Below are 17,681 nucleotides of genomic sequence, written 5' to 3'. Positions count from 1 at the left end.
CTTGCCCCCTATTCAGCCGCCATGGCGCCCATGCGCCCGGTCCGTCTGGCCTTGATCCGATCCTCGATCTCCTCGCGGAAATTGCGGATCAGGCCCTGAATGGGCCATGCCGCAGCATCGCCCAACGCACAGATCGTGTGACCTTCAACCTGTTTGGTCACATCGAACAGCATGTCGATCTCTTCGATCTCGGCCTCGCCCCGGACCAGACGGTCCATCACCCGCATCATCCAGCCGGTGCCTTCACGACAGGGCGTACACTGACCGCAGCTTTCATGCTTGAAGAATTTCGACAGCCGCCAGACCGCCTTGATGACATCTGTGGACTGATCCATGACGATCATGCAGGCGGTGCCAAAGCTCGACCTCAGATCGCGCATGCCATCGTAATCCATGATCGCGGTCTCACATTGCTCGGCCGTCAGGACCGGACAGGATGCGCCGCCGGGAATCACCGCCTTGAGGTTCTTCCAGCCGCCGCGCACGCCACCGCCATGCTTTTCGATCAATTCCTTCATGCTGATCGACATGGCTTCCTCGACCACGCAGGTATTCTCGACATGCCCGGTCAGGCCGAACAGTTTCACCCCGGCATTATTCGGCCGCCCGAAACCTGCGAACCATTCCGGTCCCCGGCGCAGGATCGTCGGCACCACGGCAATAGATTCGACATTGTTCACGGTCGTCGGGCAGCCATAAAGCCCCGCCCCAGCAGGAAACGGAGGCTTCATCCGCGGCATGCCCTTCTTGCCTTCAAGGCTTTCCAGCAGTGCCGTTTCCTCGCCGCAGATATAGGCGCCTGCGCCGTGATGCAGATAACAGTCGAAATCCCAACCTGACCCGGCGGCATTCGCACCCAGCAGCCCGGCGTCGTAACATTCGTCGATCGCGGCCTGCAAAGCTTCGCGCTCACGGATATATTCGCCGCGCAGATAGATATAGCAAGCATTCGCGCCCATCGCGAAACTGGCAATCAGAGCACCCTCGATCAGCGTATGCGGATCGTGGCGCATGATTTCGCGGTCCTTACAGGTCGCGGGTTCGGATTCATCGGCATTGATGACCAGATAAGAGGGACGGCCATCGCTTTCCTTGGGCATGAAGGACCATTTCAGCCCGGTCGGGAAACCCGCGCCGCCACGCCCGCGCAACCCCGAGGCCTTGACCTCTTCGACGATCTTGTCACGGCCGCGCGCGATAATTCCCGCCGTACCATCCCAATGGCCGCGCTTCCGCGCACCGTCCAGGCTACGGTCACCCATCCCATAGAGGTTGGTAAATATGCGATCCTGATCTTTCAGCATCCGGTTCCTGTCCTCTTCATCTGGGCGTCAAGCATTCCTGCGCCGCCAAATACGCCAGGTCACAAGCAGCGACCAGACAAAAGCGCCGATAGCGGCAAGATCGATCAGATAGGCCCATTTCGCGGCCCAGCCATATTGACTGCCAAGCCACTGCATGCCCAGCCAGCCGATCATCGCAATCGCGATGACCACGGCAACCAGCCGCATCTGCCCGCTATCCTGATCGCGCCGCTGATTCATCAGTAAACGTCACCCTTCTCGACGCGCTTCGAAAACTCCGTTTCTCCGCCCGCTGCGAGTATCCTTGCCTGCCCGACCCAGTCATCGCTGCGGATACGGCTGCCCATCCGGCCGATCAACTCGGCGAAATGGTCAATCTCCGTATCGCCCCACTCCGCGATCTGCGCAAAGCGGGTCACGCCATGCTGACCTAGCAGATCTTCAAGTTTCGGACCCACGCCCTTGATCTCCTTCAGGTCATCTTTTGCCGATTCGACCTTGGCCGCCGGTTGCCCCGCAGGGCCGACTCCTGCAGATGCGACGCTTCCCGATCCGGTCGGCCTCGGGGCGGCGGCTTCTGAATCGGCACGGCCCGCGGGCTGCTTCATGACGGTATCGCGTCCCTCTGCCCCCTGTGGGGGTTCAGCTGTCCGGGACACCGCATCATCCGGATCGTCCGGCCGTTTCGCCGCCATATCGGCAAATCCAACCGCTGATGCCACCGGCTCTGGCTGGGTAACCGTCGAAGATGGTTGCCATGCCTCGCCACCGACGGAACGCGCGCCGCCACAGAGAAACCAGATCAGAAACTGGCCCATCAATCCGGCCGCAATCAGGCCCAGAAACAGGCCTTCAAACCATCGCAACGGGCCAACACCAGCAGTAAAAATCCACACGAAAAGGCCAAGCAAGGCCCCGGCGATCCAACAATTCCTGGTGCAATTAGCGGTCGACATCATCCTCTCCCGATCCTAGCGGTTTCCTGACTTACTCCTTATCATACAAATTCTCTTTTTCCGCACGGCTGGAAAATTCGGTCTCGCCGCCCTCGGCAAGCACCTTGGCCTGCGCAACCCAGTCATCGCGCGAGGCCCGGCCCTTGAAACCTTCCAGATTGGCGTCAACCCAGGCCAATTCTTCGGCACCCCAGGCCGCAACCTGATCGAAATGCCAGAATCCAAGGCTGTTCAACAGTTGTTCAAGCTTGGGTCCAACACCTTTGATCAGCTTGAGATCATCAGCAGCGCCTTCCCTCGGGGCATCAAGCCCGTCAGGCCGGCGGCCTGCTTCGGCCGGATTGTCAGCCTGCTCCGCAGTCTCGCCAGTCTCGGTCTTTGGCGCCTGTTCCACTGCTGCTGCGGGTTTGTCCGATTTCAGCCATTTCGTCAGGATCGGCACTTCGGTACCGTCGATCCGCTTGACCGTCTCGCCGAACTCGCGGGCAAGAGCCGCACTGGCATTCAACTCGCCGCCGCCGCCACCGTGATCCTGCAACGAGGTCAGACCTGCCGCCGGTTCAGATGCAAAACGGCCATTCTGGGGTCCGGGCAATGGCACCTTTCCGTCAGAGAATGCGTCAAGCAAAGCTTCAAGTTTCGCAGGGGTCAGATCCTCGTAATAATCCTTGCCGATCTGCGCCATCGGTGCATTGGCACAGGCGCCCAGGCATTCGACCTCTTCCCAGCTGAACTTGCCGTCTTCCGAAACCGTATGCGGGGTCGGCGCGATCCTGCGCTTGCAAACCTCAATCAGATCCTCGGCGCCGCAAATCATGCAGCTCGTTGTACCGCAAATCTGAATATTTGCAATTTTTCCAACCGGCTGCAATTGAAACATGAAGTAGAACGTCGCCACTTCAAGCGCCCGGATATAGGGCATACCAAGAAGTTCGGCGCAATATTCGATCGCGGCGCGGCTAAGCCAGCCTTCCTGTTCCTGCGCGCGCCACAGTACCGGAATGATCGCCGATTGCTGGCGACCCTCAGGGTATTTGGTGTACTGCGCTTTCGCCCATTCCAGATTGGCGGGCGTGAATTCGAAGCTGTCCGGCTGGACGGGATGAAGTCTGCGAAGCATGAAAACCCTCAGTTCATCGCAAATAGCGACAGGAAGGCGCCGAATGCCGCCGCCCCCCCGATCGCGAGATGAAGCCAGAACGGGTGACCCGCCCGGCGGTATATATAAGTGTCACCAAGACTGATGACGGCAATGGCGATCAAAAGGCCAAACAACACGCGTGGCGCACCGAACCAGGACGCCACCACAGCCAGCACCGTCAGCCCGGCATAACGGACCAACATGGCCTGCGGGAGCATTTCGATCCGGTGCTGAATAAGTTTCAGTCCGCTTTGCTTGTTCAACGCAAGCAATACGGTAACGCCGATCATTGCCAGCGCCAGAAGCCAGCCGAACCAATTAACAAGGGTTGCCATCACACGGCCTCTCCTTACCTGCTACCTGTCGACCTCACCGAACACGATATCCATCGTGCCGATAATCGCCGAAACATCGGCCAGCAAATGCCCCTTGGCCATCCAGTCGATGGATTGAAGATGCAGAAAACCCGGAGCCCGCAGCTTGGCACGGTAGGGCTTGTTACTGCCATCGCTGACAAGATACACGCCGAATTCGCCCTTTGGCGCTTCGACCGCGGCATAAACTTCGCCGGCAGGAACACGGAAACCTTCAGTATAAAGCTTGAAGTGGTGAATCAGGCTTTCCATGTCACGCTTCATATCGCCGCGCCGCGGCGGAGCCAGCTTTCCACGCGCCATTACATCGCCCGCAGGTTCGGCACACAGCTTGTCGATCGCCTGCCTCATGATGCGGACCGATTGCCGCATCTCTTCCATGCGGATCAGGTAGCGATCATAGCAATCGCCATTTCTGCCCACCGGAATCTGGAAGTCGAATTCGTCATAGCATTCATAAGGCTGACTGCGCCGCAGATCCCAGGCCATGCCGGATCCACGCACCATCACGCCGGAATAGCCCCAGTCGAGACAATCCTGTTCACTGACAACGCCGATATCGACATTGCGCTGCTTGAAGATGCGGTTCTCGGTCAGCAGCCCGTCCAGATCGTCCACGACTTTCAGGAACGGGTCGCACCATGCCTCGATATCATCAATCAGTTCGGGCGGCAGGTCCTGATGCACGCCGCCCGGACGGAAATAGGCCGAGTGCAGCCGCGCCCCGCAGGCGCGCTCATAGAAGACCATCAGCTTCTCGCGTTCCTCGAACCCCCACAGAGGCGGGGTCAACGCGCCGACATCCATTGCCTGCGTGGTCACGTTCAGCAGATGGTTCAGAATGCGCCCGATTTCGGAATACAGCACCCGGATCAGGCTGGCGCGGCGCGGGATTTCCGTGCCGGTCAGTTTCTCGATGGCGAGGCACCAGGCATGTTCCTGATTCATCGGCGCGACGTAATCAAGCCGATCGAAATAAGGCAGGTTCTGCAGATAGGTACGGCTTTCCATCAGCTTTTCGGTGCCGCGATGCAGCAGCCCGATATGCGGGTCCGCACGTTCGACAACCTCGCCGTCGAGTTCAAGTACCATCCGCAAAACCCCATGCGCGGCAGGGTGTTGCGGGCCGAAATTGATATTGAAATTGCGGATGCGCTGCTCACCCGTCAGATAATCGGCATTGCCGTCTTCGTAAATATTGTTGCGAATATCGCCATCCATCGATCAGCCCTCCTTGTCCGGGGCTATCATCGCCATGAACTCGGCCCCTGTCATGCGCGGACGCTCTCCGGCCAGAGAATAGCTGGAGGGTTTTTCGTCAATGAAGATTTCGCTTTCCAGCGGGAACTGCGACGGATCGTCGAAACATTGGGCGGAAACCACGTTATGCACACCGTCAACGGTGCGATACATGATGCTGCTGCCGCATTGGGAACAGAACAGCCGCTCGGCCCAGTCCGAGGACCGATAAACGCCCAACTTGCTTTCATCCGAGAAAACAGGCGGTTCAGAGAGATCGACCGCGATATTGATGCCCCCGGTCCATCTGCGGCACATATTACAATGGCAGACCGCCGCGCCGCCTTTGGGTATGGCGGTAAACCGCACCGCGCCACAAAGGCACTGACCTTGCAGTTCGGTCATTTCATCCCCTCCTTCTCGTCGCCGGGCAGGATATATTTCGCCCCTTCCCATGGCGACAGGAAATCGAACTGACGATATTCCTGCGTCAGATTCACCGGTTCGTAGACCACGCGCTTTTCGGATTCGTCATAGCGCACCTCGACATAGCCGGTTGTCGGGAAATCCTTGCGCAACGGATAACCACGGAAACCATAATCGGTCAGGATCCGGCGCAAATCGGGATGGCCCGAGAACATGATCCCGAACATATCGAAAATCTCGCGCTCGAACCAGTTGGCCGAGGGGTGGATCCCGATCAGAGACGGCACGATCTCATCCTCTCGGATGGCGACTTTCACGCGGATCCGCTGATTCTGATACATCGACAGGAAATGCCAGACCACGTCGAAACGCTGGGGTCGGGCAGGATAATCCACCGCCGTGATATCCACCAGTGTCGAGAATCGGCAGCTGGAATCGCTGCGCAGAAATTCGACCAGATCCAGCAGGCCACTGACGGTGCCGGTCACGGTCAGTTCATCGAATTCGACCTGTGTATCCAGCACGGAATTGTTGCGGCGCTGGCTGATATGCTCACCCAGTTGCTGCAGCGCATCAAGATCGGGATAGGCTGTCATGGCTTCACCTCACCAGCGTGCCGGTGCGCCGGATGCGACGCTGAAGTTGCAGGATGCCGTAAAGCAGCGCCTCGGCCGTGGGCGGGCAGCCGGGAACATAGATATCCACCGGAACGATCCGGTCACAGCCGCGTACCACCGAATAGCTGTAATGGTAATAACCGCCGCCATTGGCGCAGGACCCCATGCTGATCACATAGCGGGGTTCGGGCATCTGGTCATAGACCTTGCGCAATGCCGGGGCCATCTTGTTGGTCAGCGTGCCGGCCACGATCATCAGGTCCGACTGACGCGGACTTGCGCGCGGGGCGGTACCGAACCGTTCGACATCATAGCGCGGCATCGAAACCTGCATCATCTCGACCGCGCAGCAGGCAAGGCCGAAGGTCATCCAGTGCAGCGAACCGTTCCGCGCCCAGTTGATGATATCCTCGGTCGTGGTCAGCAGGAAACCCTTGTCCTGCAATTCGGAATTCAGGGCCTGGGTCGCGACCTCACGATCGGCCCCGGCGGTATTGGCACCGGTCATCACGCCCATTCCAAAGCACCTTTCTTCCATTCATAGGCAAAGCCCACCGTCAGAACGGCAAGGAACACCATCATCGACCAAAATGCGGTCTCGGACAGATCCGCGAAACCGACCGCCCAGGGAAACAGGAAAGCCACCTCGAGATCGAAGATGATGAACAGGATCGAGACCAGATAGAACCGGACGTCGAATTTCATCCGTGCGTCGTCAAATGCGTTGAAACCGCATTCATATGCACTGACTTTTTCCGGATCAGGGTTGCGCACCGCGATGACGACCGCAGCGAGAATCAGAATAAGGGCAAGGCCCGAGGCCATTGCCGCAAAAACGAGGATCGGCAGATATTCCTGCAGAAGATGTTCCACGGGCTAAATCCCCTTGTCAGTCGCGAGGATTTTGCTGGCTGCCCCGCGACGGGTTGGCTTGGCACGGTTTAGACCTGACGGCCAGCGGGGTCAACGGGCGGAGGGGAGCGTCCGAAGAGGAAAATGCATAGCATTTTTTCCTCTTTCCCGGGCCTGTTAGCTGGTTCTAAACATTCGTCGCGAGCACTGGAACACGACGAAACACAAGCATTCGGTGTATTATGCGTAGACTATTGTTACCTGTAACCATAATTTTTCTGCTTGGCGCCTGCGCAGATCAGGCAGGCATAAAAGCTTCTCCGAAGACCGGGCAGTCAAAGATTACTCTGGTGACCCAAGCAGATAGAGCAATCATTGAAGATCATTTCAGATCGCGTTTCGGGGTACTGATCACCGTTTCGCTATCCGATATAAAAGGCACATATCGCCAGGATCCCCAGAAATTGACGGCCTGCGGTTTGGTCAATTTCCTGCCGCTCAACGCGCAGGAAACCGGAAAAATGCCGTTCTTCGCATTCATCGACCGCGGAAGCAAAGGGAAAAAAGGCAGCCTTAAGCTCATTATCGTCGGTAAGAACGGTACAAAACTCGCCTCCGACCTGCGCGACGGCTGTAAAAAAACCGGCGCTGCTCCTGACTAATCGCACCACAACGGGAGGGTGATGCCCTCCCGTTGTGGTCGGGACGTCACTCGAATTCTACCATCAAATCTTTGGCATCGATCTGTGCGCCGGGTGAGACGTGGACTGTTTTGACGGTTCCGTCGTGATCGGCATGGATAGCTGTTTCCATCTTCATCGCCTCGATCGTCAGCAGCATATCGCCCTGTTTGACTGCCTGCCCCTTACTGACCGCGACAGAGGCAACCACGCCCGGCATGGGCGCGCCGATATGGGCCTCGTTCCCCGGATCCGCCTTGGGACGCGCCACGGTTTCGGCTTTCACCTTGCGGTTGGGCACCCGAACGCTGCGCGGCTGGCCGTTGAGTTCGAAGAACACCTTGACCTCGCCCTGCTCATCCGTCTCGCTAAGGGTCTGAAAGCGGATTTCCAGAGTTTTGCCGGGATCGATCTCGGCGGTGATCTCTTCTCCGGGCTCCATTCCGTAAAAGAAATTCCGGGTCGGCAAAGCCCGCACCGGACCATAGATACGATGCCTGCCCATATAGTCGAGGAACACTTTCGGATACATCAGATACCCGTTCAGATCCTCGTTATCGACAGCTTTCCCCTCCAGCTCTTCGGACAGTTTCGCGCGTTCGGCCTCCAGATCGACCGGGGCAAGATGTGCGCCGGGGCGATCGGTGACCGGGGCCTCACCCTTGAGGATACGCCGTTGCAGGGCTTCGGGCCAACCGCCGGGCGGCTGCCCCAGATTGCCGCGCATCATGTCGACGACCGAGTCGGGGAAGCTGACATCGACCTCCGGATCCGCCACCTGCTCGGGCGTCAGGTTCTGCGCAACCATCATCAATGCCATATCACCCACGACTTTCGAGGACGGCGTGACCTTGACGATATCGCCGAACATCCGGTTCACATCGGCATAGGCCTGCGCGACCTCGTGCCAGCGATCCTCAAGCCCCATGCTGCGTGCCTGTGATTTCAGGTTGGTGAACTGGCCGCCGGGCATTTCGTGCAGATAAACTTCGGACGCGGGCGATTGCAGGCCAGATTCGAAAGCGGCATAGTTTTCGCGCACCCGCTCCCAGTAGTTCGAGATGGCGCGGATATGGCCGATATCCAGCCCGGTATCGCGTTCGGTCACGGCCAGAGCCTCGACCACGCTGCCAAGGGTCGGCTGGCTGGTATTGCCCGAAAGCGCGTCCATGGCGCAATCCACGGCATCCACTCCCGCCTCCGCCGCGGCCAGAATCGTCGCGCTGCCCATGCCGCTGGTGTCATGGGTATGGAAATGCACCGGCAGGCCGACTTCTTCCTTCAGGGCTTTGACCAGCAATGTCGCGGCTGCCGGTTTCAGAAGTCCGGCCATATCCTTCAGGCCCAGCACATGCGCGCCGGCAGCTTTCAATTCACTGGCGGTCTTCACGTAATATTGCAGATCGTATTTGGACCGCTCCGGGTCCAGCATATTGCCGGTATAGCAAACCGAGCCTTCGCAGATCTTGCCGGATTCGATCACCGCATCCATGGCCACGCGCATATTCTCGACCCAGTTCAGACTGTCGAAAACGCGGAACACATCCACCCCGGTCTCGGCGGCCTGACGCACGAAGGATTGCACGACATTATCGGGATAATTGGTATAACCGACCCCGTTACTGGCCCGCAGCAGCATCTGCGTCATCAGGTTCGGCATCCGGGCGCGGATATCGCGCAGCCGCTGCCAGGGGCATTCCTGAAGAAAGCGATAGGCGACATCAAAAGTCGCGCCGCCCCAGCATTCGACGCTGAACAATTGTGGCAGATTGGCGGCATAGCTGGGCGCGACCCGGATCATGTCGATCGAGCGCATCCGCGTTGCCAGCAGCGACTGATGACTGTCGCGCATGGTCGTGTCGGTGATCAGCAGCCGCTTTTGCGCCGCCATCCAGTCGGCAACCGCCTGGGCGCCCTTTTCCTCGAGCAGTTGCCTTGTGCCGGGGGCAGGTTCGGCTGTCGGCGCGGGCGGCGTCGGCTCGCGCGTCTGTGCGGGCGGCAAGGGACGGCCTGCCGTCTCGGGATGGCCGTTCACGGTGATATCGGCCAGATAGGTCAGGATCTTGGTTCCCCGGTCCCGCCGTTTGCGGAACGAGAACAGATCCGGTGTCGTGTCGATGAATTTCGTCGTATAGGTATCGTCAAGGAAAACCGGGTGTTTCAGCAGGTTGATGACGAAATCGATATTCGTGCTGACGCCGCGCACCCGGAATTCGCGCAGGGCGCGATCCATCCGTTTGATCGCCTGATCCGGGGTCTGCGCCCAGGCGGTGACCTTCACCAGAAGCGAATCGTAGAAGCGCGTGATGACTCCGCCCGAATAGGCGGTACCGCCATCCAGCCGGATCCCCATGCCGGTGGCCGAGCGATAGGCGGTGATGCGCCCGTAATCGGGGATGAAATTGTTCTGCGGATCCTCGGTCGTCACCCGGCATTGCAGCGCATGGCCGGACAGTTCGATATCCTCCTGCCGTCCCGCCCCGGTCGCCTCTGCCAGAGTCGCGCCCTCGGCGATCCTGATCTGGGCCTGAACGATGTCGATCCCCGTCACCTCCTCGGTGACGGTATGTTCGACCTGAACGCGCGGGTTCACCTCAATGAAATAGAACTTCTGGCTGTCCATATCCATCAGGAATTCGACCGTGCCGGCGTTCTGGTAGCCGACCGCCTGCCCGATCTTCAACGCCAGCGCACAGACTTCCTTGCGCTGCGCCTCGCTCAGATAAGGCGCGGGCGCGCGTTCGACCACCTTCTGGTTGCGACGCTGCACGGTGCAGTCGCGCTCATACAGGTGATAAAGCCCCCCATGCGTGTCGCCCAGCAACTGCACCTCGACATGGCGCGCGCGCAGGATCATCTTTTCCAGATAGCCCTCGCCATTGCCGAATGCGGCTTCGGCCTCGCGCCGGCCTTCGCGGACCTTTTCGACAAGTTCGGCCTCGGAATTGATCGGACGCATGCCGCGCCCGCCGCCGCCCCAGCTAGCCTTGAGCATTAGCGGATAGCCGATCTCCGCCGCCTCGCGCTTGATGGCGTCGAAATCATCGCCCAGCACCTCGGTCGCCGGAATGACCGGCACACCCGCCTTGATGGCGACCCGGCGGGCGCTGGCCTTGTCGCCAAGGGCGCGCATCGTCTCGGCGCGCGGCCCGATGAAGGCGATACCCGCCTGCGCGCAGGCATCCACGAAATCCGGGTTTTCAGACAGCAACCCGTAGCCCGGATGGATCGCATCCGCGCCCGATTCCTTCGCCACCCGGATAATCTCGGGAATCGAGAGATACGCGGCTACCGGTCCCAGACCCTTGCCGATCCGGTAAGCCTCGTCCGCCTTGAAACGGTGCAGACCCAGCTTGTCTTCCTCGGCATAGACCGCGACGGTGCGCTTCCCCAACTCATTCGCAGCCCGCATCACGCGAATCGCAATCTCGCCACGATTGGCAATCAGGATTTTCTGAAACATGCCGGCTCCCTATCGACGGTTTGGCGCATCCTAGCGATGCTGCAACGCAGCGCAAGCATTTCAATCAGGCCCCTCATACCATAGGCGGAATGAGCGATCCCCGGCCAATTGACCTTAGCGCAACAAACTCAGGGCGACGAGCGCAACGACCAGTCCGGCGGCAAGCTGCATCATGCCGGGTAACCAGCGGCTCATGGCTCCAATGGCGCCCGCGCCGGAAAAAAGCGCGAAACTTCCCTCGCGTGCCCATACCGAGAGACAGGCGACCAGCAATGTCACCGTCGCGGTTCCCAGCCCCATGGCGAATGCCCCGGCAATTCCGGTACCGAAAAAGCCCATCCGCCAGGTCAGCAGCAGCAGAAAGATCGCCCCTGTGCAGGGTCGGATGGCGATCCCCGCGATCAAAGCAAGCGCATCCCGCAGCGAGCGGGTTTCGGTGACTTGATCAATGCTGGGACCATGCGCATGGCCGCATCCGCAATCCGTATCGTGATCATGGTCATGATGGTGATGGTGGTCGTGATTTGGGCTGTGCCGGGCCCGGATCAATTGCCGCGTTCCGCGCCATGCCAGCCAGATACCGACCAGCCCGATCATGACAGCACTGATATCGGCCATATGATCCTCGGACAGGCCGGTAAGCGCGTCGCGGGACAGATCGAACAATGTCAGCCCGCCCCAGACCAGCAATACCGCAGTCAGAGCCTGCGCCAAAGAAGCCACGACGGAAATCCCCGCCAATCGTCCAAGCGGAACCTTTGCGCCATAGCCATATCCGCCGATCAGAACCTTGCCATGGCCGGGTCCGACAGCATGCAGGAAGCCGTAACCGAAACAGATCGCCATCAGCGAAAGACTGGCGCCCGGATCGCCCGCGCGCAGTCCGCGCAGCGCGCCGGCCATCATGGTCTGCGCCTCGCGCTGCCGCAGCGCGGCCCATTGCTCAAGGCCCGCCAGCCACCCGCTTTGCCACAGGAAGACCACGATTGCGGCGGTCAACAATCCGGTTACGGCGAGAATACGGGCGGGTATCCTCATTCAGCCAGCCCGGCCCCGCAACGGATCCGGGCCTCATCCGCACCTGCGGCACCGATATCGACCGTTACAAGATCCGCGTCGTCATTGGACGCATTACTGCCCAGCAACGCCTCGACCGCTTGACGATAGGCCGCCGGGGCCGCGTTCGGATCGCCCGGGATCAAGGTGATTTCACAATCGTCGCGCCCCTTGGATTCGGGCGGTTCGGGAAGCGTGAAATGTACATAAAACTCAGGATCATATACCTGAATCGTTAATGATTTATCCGCAGGCAGAGGCGTGGAAAGCGGATGCAGGTGATAAGAGATAAGGCGTCCGTCACGATATTCAGCCGTAAAATCGCGCACGGGTTCCATCGCAACCGGCTGGCCATCGACGGAAGGATAAAGCCGTCCGTCGAAATCCGGTTCCCAATCGGCATCGAACCCCTGGATCATCTCGTTCTCCTCGGGTGTCAGAACGCCGTCACCATCCTGATCAAAGCTGAAATCCTCGATGATCAGCAGTGAATACAGCTCGTCATAAGCCCATTTGACGCCAAACGACGTCAGTTCCCCCTTCTCGTTATAGATCAGATCAAGACCGGCCTCGATATAGATATGCGGATGGGCCATGAGCGATGCTGGCGCAAGGGTCAGGCAGGTGGCGGCAAGAACAGGGCGGAACAAAGCGGGCAACCTCAATTCGCGTTCGATACCTGTTACTCATCCCCGCCAATCAATGCAAATGGCATCACATCGCACCCGCTTGGCAACCAAAGATCGCTACCCGCTTTCATCCTGTGCGGTTTTTCAGGTCGACACTGCCGACAATCCGATATCCTCTGGCACAAACAGGAGGAATCCCATGCTGAAAATCCACGGTGTCACCCGCTCCCGCGCGTCACGCATCATCTGGCTGTGCCATGAGATCGGCATCGAGTTCGAACAAATCCCGGTGATCCAGGCCTATCGGCTGCCGGATCCCGATGCGGCGGACGCGCCGCTGAACACCCGATCACCGCAATTCATGGCGCTTTCGCCTGCAAGCGCCATACCGGTGATCGAGGATGGCCCGCTGGTCCTGCGGGAATCGATGGCCTGCAATCTCTATCTCGCGGGGAAATATGGTCAGCCCTACGGCCCCGCCGATGCGCAGGAAGATGCATTGATGATGCAATGGAGCTTTTACGCCGCAACTAGTATCGAACCCGATGCCCTGACATTGCTTTACGTCTATGGTCCCGGGAAGGCATTGTCATCCGGTGAGAAAGCATCTGTCGAGAATGCCGCCGATCGGCTGAAAAGACCGCTCGCTGTGGTCAATGAACACCTGTCGGGCCAAAGCTATATGGTCGGAGGCCGATTCACGGTCGCCGATATCAATATGGCCGAGGTGCTGCGCTATGCCCAATGCTATGACCCGCTGATGGAGCAGTTTCCCGCCTTGAACGCATGGCTGACCGAATGCCAGATTCGCCCGGCATTCCAGAAGATGTGGAAAACAAGGCTGGCCGAGCCTGAATGAGCATTGAACCGGGCATGATCGTGCTGATTTCGGCACCGGCGACTGACGCTACCTATGACGACGCACGAATGGCAGCGTTTCGGCTTATCGGGCAGAAAGGCGTCGTGATGCCACCTGCATAGCCGCAACTGCTTGCGGAGAGCCTGCCCTGCCCTACAACCCCTTGCGCCGATACCCGCTGACATGAGATACTGGACAAAACACGACAAAAAACGAGCAGTCCGGATGGCCGACGATCTTCTTTCCACCGTTGATATGAATGCTGATGCCTATTCCGCCGCCTCCATCGAGGTACTGGAGGGGCTTGAACCGGTGCGCAAGCGCCCCGGTATGTATATCGGCGGCACGGATGAACGCGCCCTGCATCATCTTGTGGCCGAGATCCTCGACAACTCGATGGATGAAGCCGTCGCGGGTCATGCCAGCCGGATCGAGGTCGAATTGCTCGCCGATTACAGCGTGACCATCCGGGATAACGGACGCGGGATCCCCATCGACCCGCACCCCAAATTTCCGGGTAAATCGGCGCTTGAGGTCATTCTGTGCACCTTGCATGCGGGCGGGAAGTTCTCGGGCGATTCCTACGAGACGTCGGGCGGGCTGCATGGCGTCGGCGCCTCGGTGGTCAATGCCCTGTCCGATTCCCTTGTGGTGCAGGTCGCCCGCAACCGTGAATTGTTTCAGCAAAGCTTTTCCCGTGGCGTACCGCTGGGCCCTGTCGAAAAGCTGGGCGCGGCTCCGAATCGGCGGGGCACGACCACGACCTTCCACGCCGATGAAGAGATTTTCGGTCATCACCGCTTCAAGCCGGCGCGGCTGATCAAACTGGTGAAATCCAAAGCCTATCTGTTTTCGGGCGTCGAGATCCGCTGGAAGTCGGAAATCGACGATGGCGAAACACCGCAGGAAGCGGTTTTCCATTTCCCCGGCGGTCTGGCGGATTATCTGGGCGAAACGCTGGAAGGCGCGACGACCTATGCCGACCGGCCCTTTTCGGGCAGTATGGATTTCAAACGCTTCAATGCGCCCGGCAAGGTCGATTGGGCGATCAACTGGACACCTTCGCGCGACGGATTCATCCAGTCCTATTGCAACACCGTCCCCACACCCGAAGGCGGCACGCATGAAGCCGGGTTCTGGGCCGCGATCCTCAAGGGGATCCGCGCCTACGGCGAATTGGTGAACAACAAGAAGGCGGCACAGATCACCCGCGAGGATTTGCTGACCGGGGGCTGCGCATTGGTGTCCTGCTTCATCCGCGAGCCTGAATTCGTCGGCCAGACCAAGGACCGGCTGGCCACGACCGAGGCGCATAAGCTGGTCGAGGGTGCGGTGCGTGACCATTTCGACAACTGGCTGGCGGCGGATACGAAATCGGCGGGCGCGATCCTTGATTTCCTCGTGCTGCGAGCCGAAGAACGGCTGCGGCGCAGGCAGGAAAAGGAAACCGCCCGTAAATCTGCAACCAAGAAGCTACGCCTGCCCGGCAAGCTGGTCGATTGCTCGAATGCGGCACGGGACGGGACCGAGCTGTTCATCGTCGAGGGCGATAGTGCCGGCGGCAGCGCCAAGATGGCGCGGGACCGCAAGACCCAGGCCCTTCTGCCCCTGCGCGGCAAGGTTCTGAACGTGCTGGGCGCGGCGTCGAACAAAATGAGCGCCAATCAGGAAATCGGCGATATCTGTCAGGCGCTTGGCGTCGGCATGGGCAGCAAGTTCAATATAGACGATCTGCGCTATGACAAGATCATCATCATGACCGATGCCGATGTGGACGGCGCGCATATCGCAAGCCTGCTGATGACCTTTTTCTTCACCCAGATGCGTCCGCTGATCGACAAGGGACATCTGTATCTGGCCTGCCCACCGCTTTACCGGCTGACGCAGGGCGCACATCGCGTCTATGTCGCCGACGATGCCGAGAAAGAACGGATGCTGGCCAAGGGATTGGGCGGCAAAGGCAAGATCGACCTGCAACGCTTCAAGGGGCTTGGGGAAATGGACGCCAAGGATTTGCGCGATACCACGATGAACCCCGCGACACGACGCCTGATCCGTGTCAATATCGACGAGGATGCGGGCGGAGAAACCGGCGATCTTGTCGAACGGCTGATGGGCAAGAAGCCGGAACTGCGTTTCCAGTATATTCAGGAAAACGCCCGTTTCGTGGAAGAACTGGATATCTGACGCGGCTCAGGCCGGAATAATTTAAATCAGGGTGATGCGGATCTCTCCATCCGCAATTTCGATGGGAATTGCATCAAGGCCGCAACCCGCACCATGAATCACCTGACCGCTGTAAATATCGAACTGTGCGCCATGCGCCGTGCATATCAGCTTCGCACCATCCGCAGAAACAAGCTGTTCGCCGCGGTAATTCAGCGGCAGATATTGATGCGGGCAAGCATTGACATAAGCGCGCCAGCCCTGCGCCGTGTGCAGCAACAGCACTGGAAAGTCGCCCTTCCCGGTGGTGATGGTCAGGACGTTTACCGCGCCCGCCTCTGACTCTCGGCAGATAGGGGTACCGGGTGCCGGGGCCGACGCATAATCCACCCAACTCATACCGTTTCCCGCCCCTTTGGCAGGGGGCGGAACCCGGTGCCGACCGGGCACGTTGGTTTCTTACGATATCTCACAGGAAGGGAAACAGTCATGTCTATCGCACGTGTAACCGAAATTTCAGCTTCATCCCCCACCAGCTTCGAGGATGCCGTAACCCAGGGCATCAAGCGCGCGAACGATACCCTGCGCAATGTCAGAGGGGCGTGGATCAAGGAACAAAGCGTTGACTGCGACAGTGGGCAGATCACCAGTTATCGCGTCAACATGATGGTGACTTTCGTTCTGGATGATTGATTCTGTCGCCGAAAACCGGCTCCGCCGGGTGATCCGGCGGGGCCGGCGATCTCAGCTTGCCAGTTCGGCATTCAGCACGCCACGGCGAATCTGGTCCTCTTCGATGGATTCGAACAAAGCCCGGAAATTGCCCTCGCCGAAACCGTCATCACCCTTGCGCTGGATGAATTCGAAGAAAATCGGCCCGATCACGGTTTTCGAGAAAATCTGTAGCAGGATCCGCGTCTCGCCGCCGCCGACCACACCTTCGCCATCGATCAGGATCCCGTGCTTCTTCATCCGTTCGATCGGCTCTTCATGGCCTTTCACCCGCTTGTGCGACATCTCGTAATAGACATCGGGCGGCCCCGGCATGAACTGCATCCCGGCATCCGAAATCCGATCCGTGCCAGCATAGATATCCTCGGTCGCGATGGCGATATGCTGGATACCCTCGCCCTTGTATTCGCGCAGATATTCCTCGATCTGGCTATGCTCGTCACTGGATTCGTTGATCGGGATGCGGATCTTGCCATCCGGTGAGGTCAGGGCGCGGCTGACAAGGCCGGTCTGCCTGCCCTTGATGTCAAAATACTTGATTTCGCGGAAATTAAAGGTGTCGTGATAGAATTTATACCAGGTATCCATATTGCCGCGAATGACATTATGGGTCAGATGGTCGAGATAATAGAAGCCGAACCCTTCCGGCGCGGGATCGACCTCATCCAGCCAGTCGTAATCGGCGGTATAAGCACTGCCGTCTTCGCCATATCTGTCGATGAAATACAGCAGCGAGCCGCCGATCCCGAAAACCGCAGGCGCTTCGATCGATTTGCCGTCGCCGGTATATTCCTTTGCCCCCAGATCAAGCGCACGTTTCAGTGCCGCCTGTGCATCAACGACGCGCCACGCCATGGCGGGAGCGCAGGGCCCATGCTCTTTGACGAAACCGGCCGCATGAGTGCCCGGTTCGGCATTCAGCAGATAATTGATATCCCCCTGACGATAAAGGGTGATCTTCTTGCTCTTGTGCCTTGCGACAGGGACGAATCCCATCTGACGGAAAATGACGTCCAGCTTTTCGGGGTCGGGATGGGCGTATTCGACGAATTCGAACCCATCCGTGCCAGCGGGATTCACCTTGCTGATCGTGGCCTTCGGGGCGTTATGCGGGTACGGGCCCATATCTTTTTCCTCCGATAACTGCGTGATATCGCCTTGACCCAAGGATGCCGCCATGAGGATGC

General features: G+C 59.1%; 20 protein-coding genes. 5 read left to right on the top strand and 15 right to left on the bottom strand.

Features of this window, described 5'->3' with window-relative positions; translation table 11 throughout:
* Window positions 1-8: 8 nt before the first annotated feature.
* The 10 genes from nuoF to Q0601_RS02245 form a co-directional block, all read right to left on the bottom strand.
* Complete coding sequence (gene nuoF, locus Q0601_RS02290) at window positions 9-1,304, bottom strand: NADH-quinone oxidoreductase subunit NuoF (protein ID WP_305286666.1); 1,296 nt, start codon at window positions 1,302-1,304, stop codon at window positions 9-11.
* Window positions 1,305-1,331: 27 nt separating this feature from the next.
* Complete coding sequence (locus Q0601_RS02285; protein ID WP_305286664.1) at window positions 1,332-1,544, bottom strand: DUF5337 domain-containing protein; 213 nt, start codon at window positions 1,542-1,544, stop codon at window positions 1,332-1,334.
* Window positions 1,544-2,170, bottom strand: a complete 627-nt coding sequence (locus Q0601_RS02280; RefSeq protein ID WP_305286662.1) for a hypothetical protein — start codon at window positions 2,168-2,170, stop codon at window positions 1,544-1,546. Before Q0601_RS02280 ends, Q0601_RS02285 begins: the two co-directional genes overlap by 1 nt.
* 121 nt (window positions 2,171-2,291) lie before the next feature.
* Window positions 2,292-3,380, bottom strand: a complete 1,089-nt coding sequence (gene nuoE / locus Q0601_RS02275; protein ID WP_305286660.1) for an NADH-quinone oxidoreductase subunit NuoE — start codon at window positions 3,378-3,380, stop codon at window positions 2,292-2,294.
* A gap of 8 nt (window positions 3,381-3,388) precedes the next feature.
* Window positions 3,389-3,736 carry a hypothetical protein gene (locus Q0601_RS02270; protein WP_305286658.1) on the bottom strand — a complete coding sequence of 116 codons (348 nt, stop codon included), beginning with the start codon at window positions 3,734-3,736 and terminating at the stop codon, window positions 3,389-3,391.
* Window positions 3,737-3,757: 21 nt separating this feature from the next.
* Window positions 3,758-4,996 (bottom strand): NADH-quinone oxidoreductase subunit D, encoded by a 1,239-nt coding sequence (locus tag Q0601_RS02265; RefSeq protein ID WP_305286656.1) that lies wholly within the window; start codon window positions 4,994-4,996, stop codon window positions 3,758-3,760.
* A gap of 3 nt (window positions 4,997-4,999) precedes the next feature.
* Window positions 5,000-5,419 carry a GFA family protein gene (locus tag Q0601_RS02260; RefSeq protein ID WP_305286654.1) on the bottom strand — a complete coding sequence of 140 codons (420 nt, stop codon included), beginning with the start codon at window positions 5,417-5,419 and terminating at the stop codon, window positions 5,000-5,002.
* Window positions 5,416-6,036 (bottom strand): NADH-quinone oxidoreductase subunit C, encoded by a 621-nt coding sequence (locus Q0601_RS02255; RefSeq protein ID WP_305286652.1) that lies wholly within the window; start codon window positions 6,034-6,036, stop codon window positions 5,416-5,418. Before Q0601_RS02255 ends, Q0601_RS02260 begins: the two co-directional genes overlap by 4 nt.
* Window positions 6,037-6,040: 4 nt before the next feature.
* A complete protein-coding gene (locus Q0601_RS02250) occupies window positions 6,041-6,565 on the bottom strand; it encodes a NuoB/complex I 20 kDa subunit family protein (RefSeq protein ID WP_119748715.1) in 525 nt (174 codons plus the stop codon).
* Window positions 6,565-6,930: an NADH-quinone oxidoreductase subunit A gene (locus tag Q0601_RS02245; RefSeq protein WP_305286649.1), complete on the bottom strand. Its 366-nt coding sequence runs from the start codon at window positions 6,928-6,930 to the stop codon at window positions 6,565-6,567. The genes Q0601_RS02250 and Q0601_RS02245 overlap by 1 nt, the downstream gene beginning before the upstream one ends.
* Window positions 6,931-7,259: 329 nt before the next feature.
* Between Q0601_RS02245 and Q0601_RS02240 the strand changes: the two genes are divergently transcribed.
* Entirely contained in the window at window positions 7,260-7,571 is a 312-nt protein-coding gene (locus Q0601_RS02240; protein ID WP_305286647.1) for a hypothetical protein, read from the top strand.
* 46 nt (window positions 7,572-7,617) lie between these two features.
* Here Q0601_RS02240 and Q0601_RS02235 read toward each other — a convergent pair whose 3' ends face one another.
* From Q0601_RS02235 to Q0601_RS02225, 3 genes are all read right to left on the bottom strand, one after another.
* Window positions 7,618-11,052: a pyruvate carboxylase gene (locus tag Q0601_RS02235; protein ID WP_305286645.1), complete on the bottom strand. Its 3,435-nt coding sequence runs from the start codon at window positions 11,050-11,052 to the stop codon at window positions 7,618-7,620.
* Window positions 11,053-11,166: 114 nt separating this feature from the next.
* The gene (locus tag Q0601_RS02230; protein ID WP_305286643.1) at window positions 11,167-12,090 is read right to left on the bottom strand and encodes a nickel/cobalt transporter; all 924 of its coding nucleotides are present in this window, start codon (window positions 12,088-12,090) and stop codon (window positions 11,167-11,169) included.
* A complete protein-coding gene (locus tag Q0601_RS02225; RefSeq protein ID WP_305286641.1) occupies window positions 12,087-12,758 on the bottom strand; it encodes a DUF1007 family protein in 672 nt (223 codons plus the stop codon). The genes Q0601_RS02230 and Q0601_RS02225 overlap by 4 nt, the downstream gene beginning before the upstream one ends.
* 178 nt (window positions 12,759-12,936) lie before the next feature.
* On the opposite strand from Q0601_RS02225, the gene Q0601_RS02220 reads away from it, so the two are divergent.
* From Q0601_RS02220 to parE, 3 genes are all read left to right on the top strand, one after another.
* Window positions 12,937-13,596, top strand: a complete 660-nt coding sequence (locus Q0601_RS02220; protein ID WP_305286639.1) for a glutathione S-transferase family protein — start codon at window positions 12,937-12,939, stop codon at window positions 13,594-13,596.
* On the top strand, window positions 13,593-13,718 hold the full coding sequence (locus tag Q0601_RS02215; RefSeq protein WP_305286637.1) for a hypothetical protein: 126 nt from the start codon (window positions 13,593-13,595) through the stop codon (window positions 13,716-13,718). The genes Q0601_RS02220 and Q0601_RS02215 overlap by 4 nt, the downstream gene beginning before the upstream one ends.
* Window positions 13,719-13,821: 103 nt before the next feature.
* Window positions 13,822-15,783 (top strand): DNA topoisomerase IV subunit B, encoded by a 1,962-nt coding sequence (gene parE, locus Q0601_RS02210; RefSeq protein WP_305286635.1) that lies wholly within the window; start codon window positions 13,822-13,824, stop codon window positions 15,781-15,783.
* A gap of 21 nt (window positions 15,784-15,804) precedes the next feature.
* Here parE and Q0601_RS02205 read toward each other — a convergent pair whose 3' ends face one another.
* Window positions 15,805-16,161, bottom strand: coding sequence for a Rieske (2Fe-2S) protein (locus Q0601_RS02205; RefSeq protein ID WP_305286632.1), 357 nt, complete (start codon window positions 16,159-16,161; stop codon window positions 15,805-15,807).
* A 90-nt stretch (window positions 16,162-16,251) separates the two neighbouring features.
* Between Q0601_RS02205 and Q0601_RS02200 the strand changes: the two genes are divergently transcribed.
* Window positions 16,252-16,455, top strand: coding sequence for a dodecin family protein (locus tag Q0601_RS02200; protein ID WP_305286630.1), 204 nt, complete (start codon window positions 16,252-16,254; stop codon window positions 16,453-16,455).
* Window positions 16,456-16,506: 51 nt separating this feature from the next.
* On the opposite strand, the gene hppD is transcribed toward Q0601_RS02200, so the two are convergent.
* Window positions 16,507-17,619 carry a 4-hydroxyphenylpyruvate dioxygenase gene (hppD, locus tag Q0601_RS02195; RefSeq protein WP_305286628.1) on the bottom strand — a complete coding sequence of 371 codons (1,113 nt, stop codon included), beginning with the start codon at window positions 17,617-17,619 and terminating at the stop codon, window positions 16,507-16,509.
* Between the last annotated feature and the right edge of the window lie 62 nt (window positions 17,620-17,681).

The organism is Paracoccus wurundjeri, assembly GCF_030678915.1.
In the GTDB taxonomy this organism is placed as follows: Bacteria; Pseudomonadota; Alphaproteobacteria; order Rhodobacterales; family Rhodobacteraceae; genus Paracoccus; species Paracoccus onubensis_A.
Note: the sequence above shows the minus strand (reverse complement) of the source record. Positions and strands in the feature narration are given on the sequence as shown.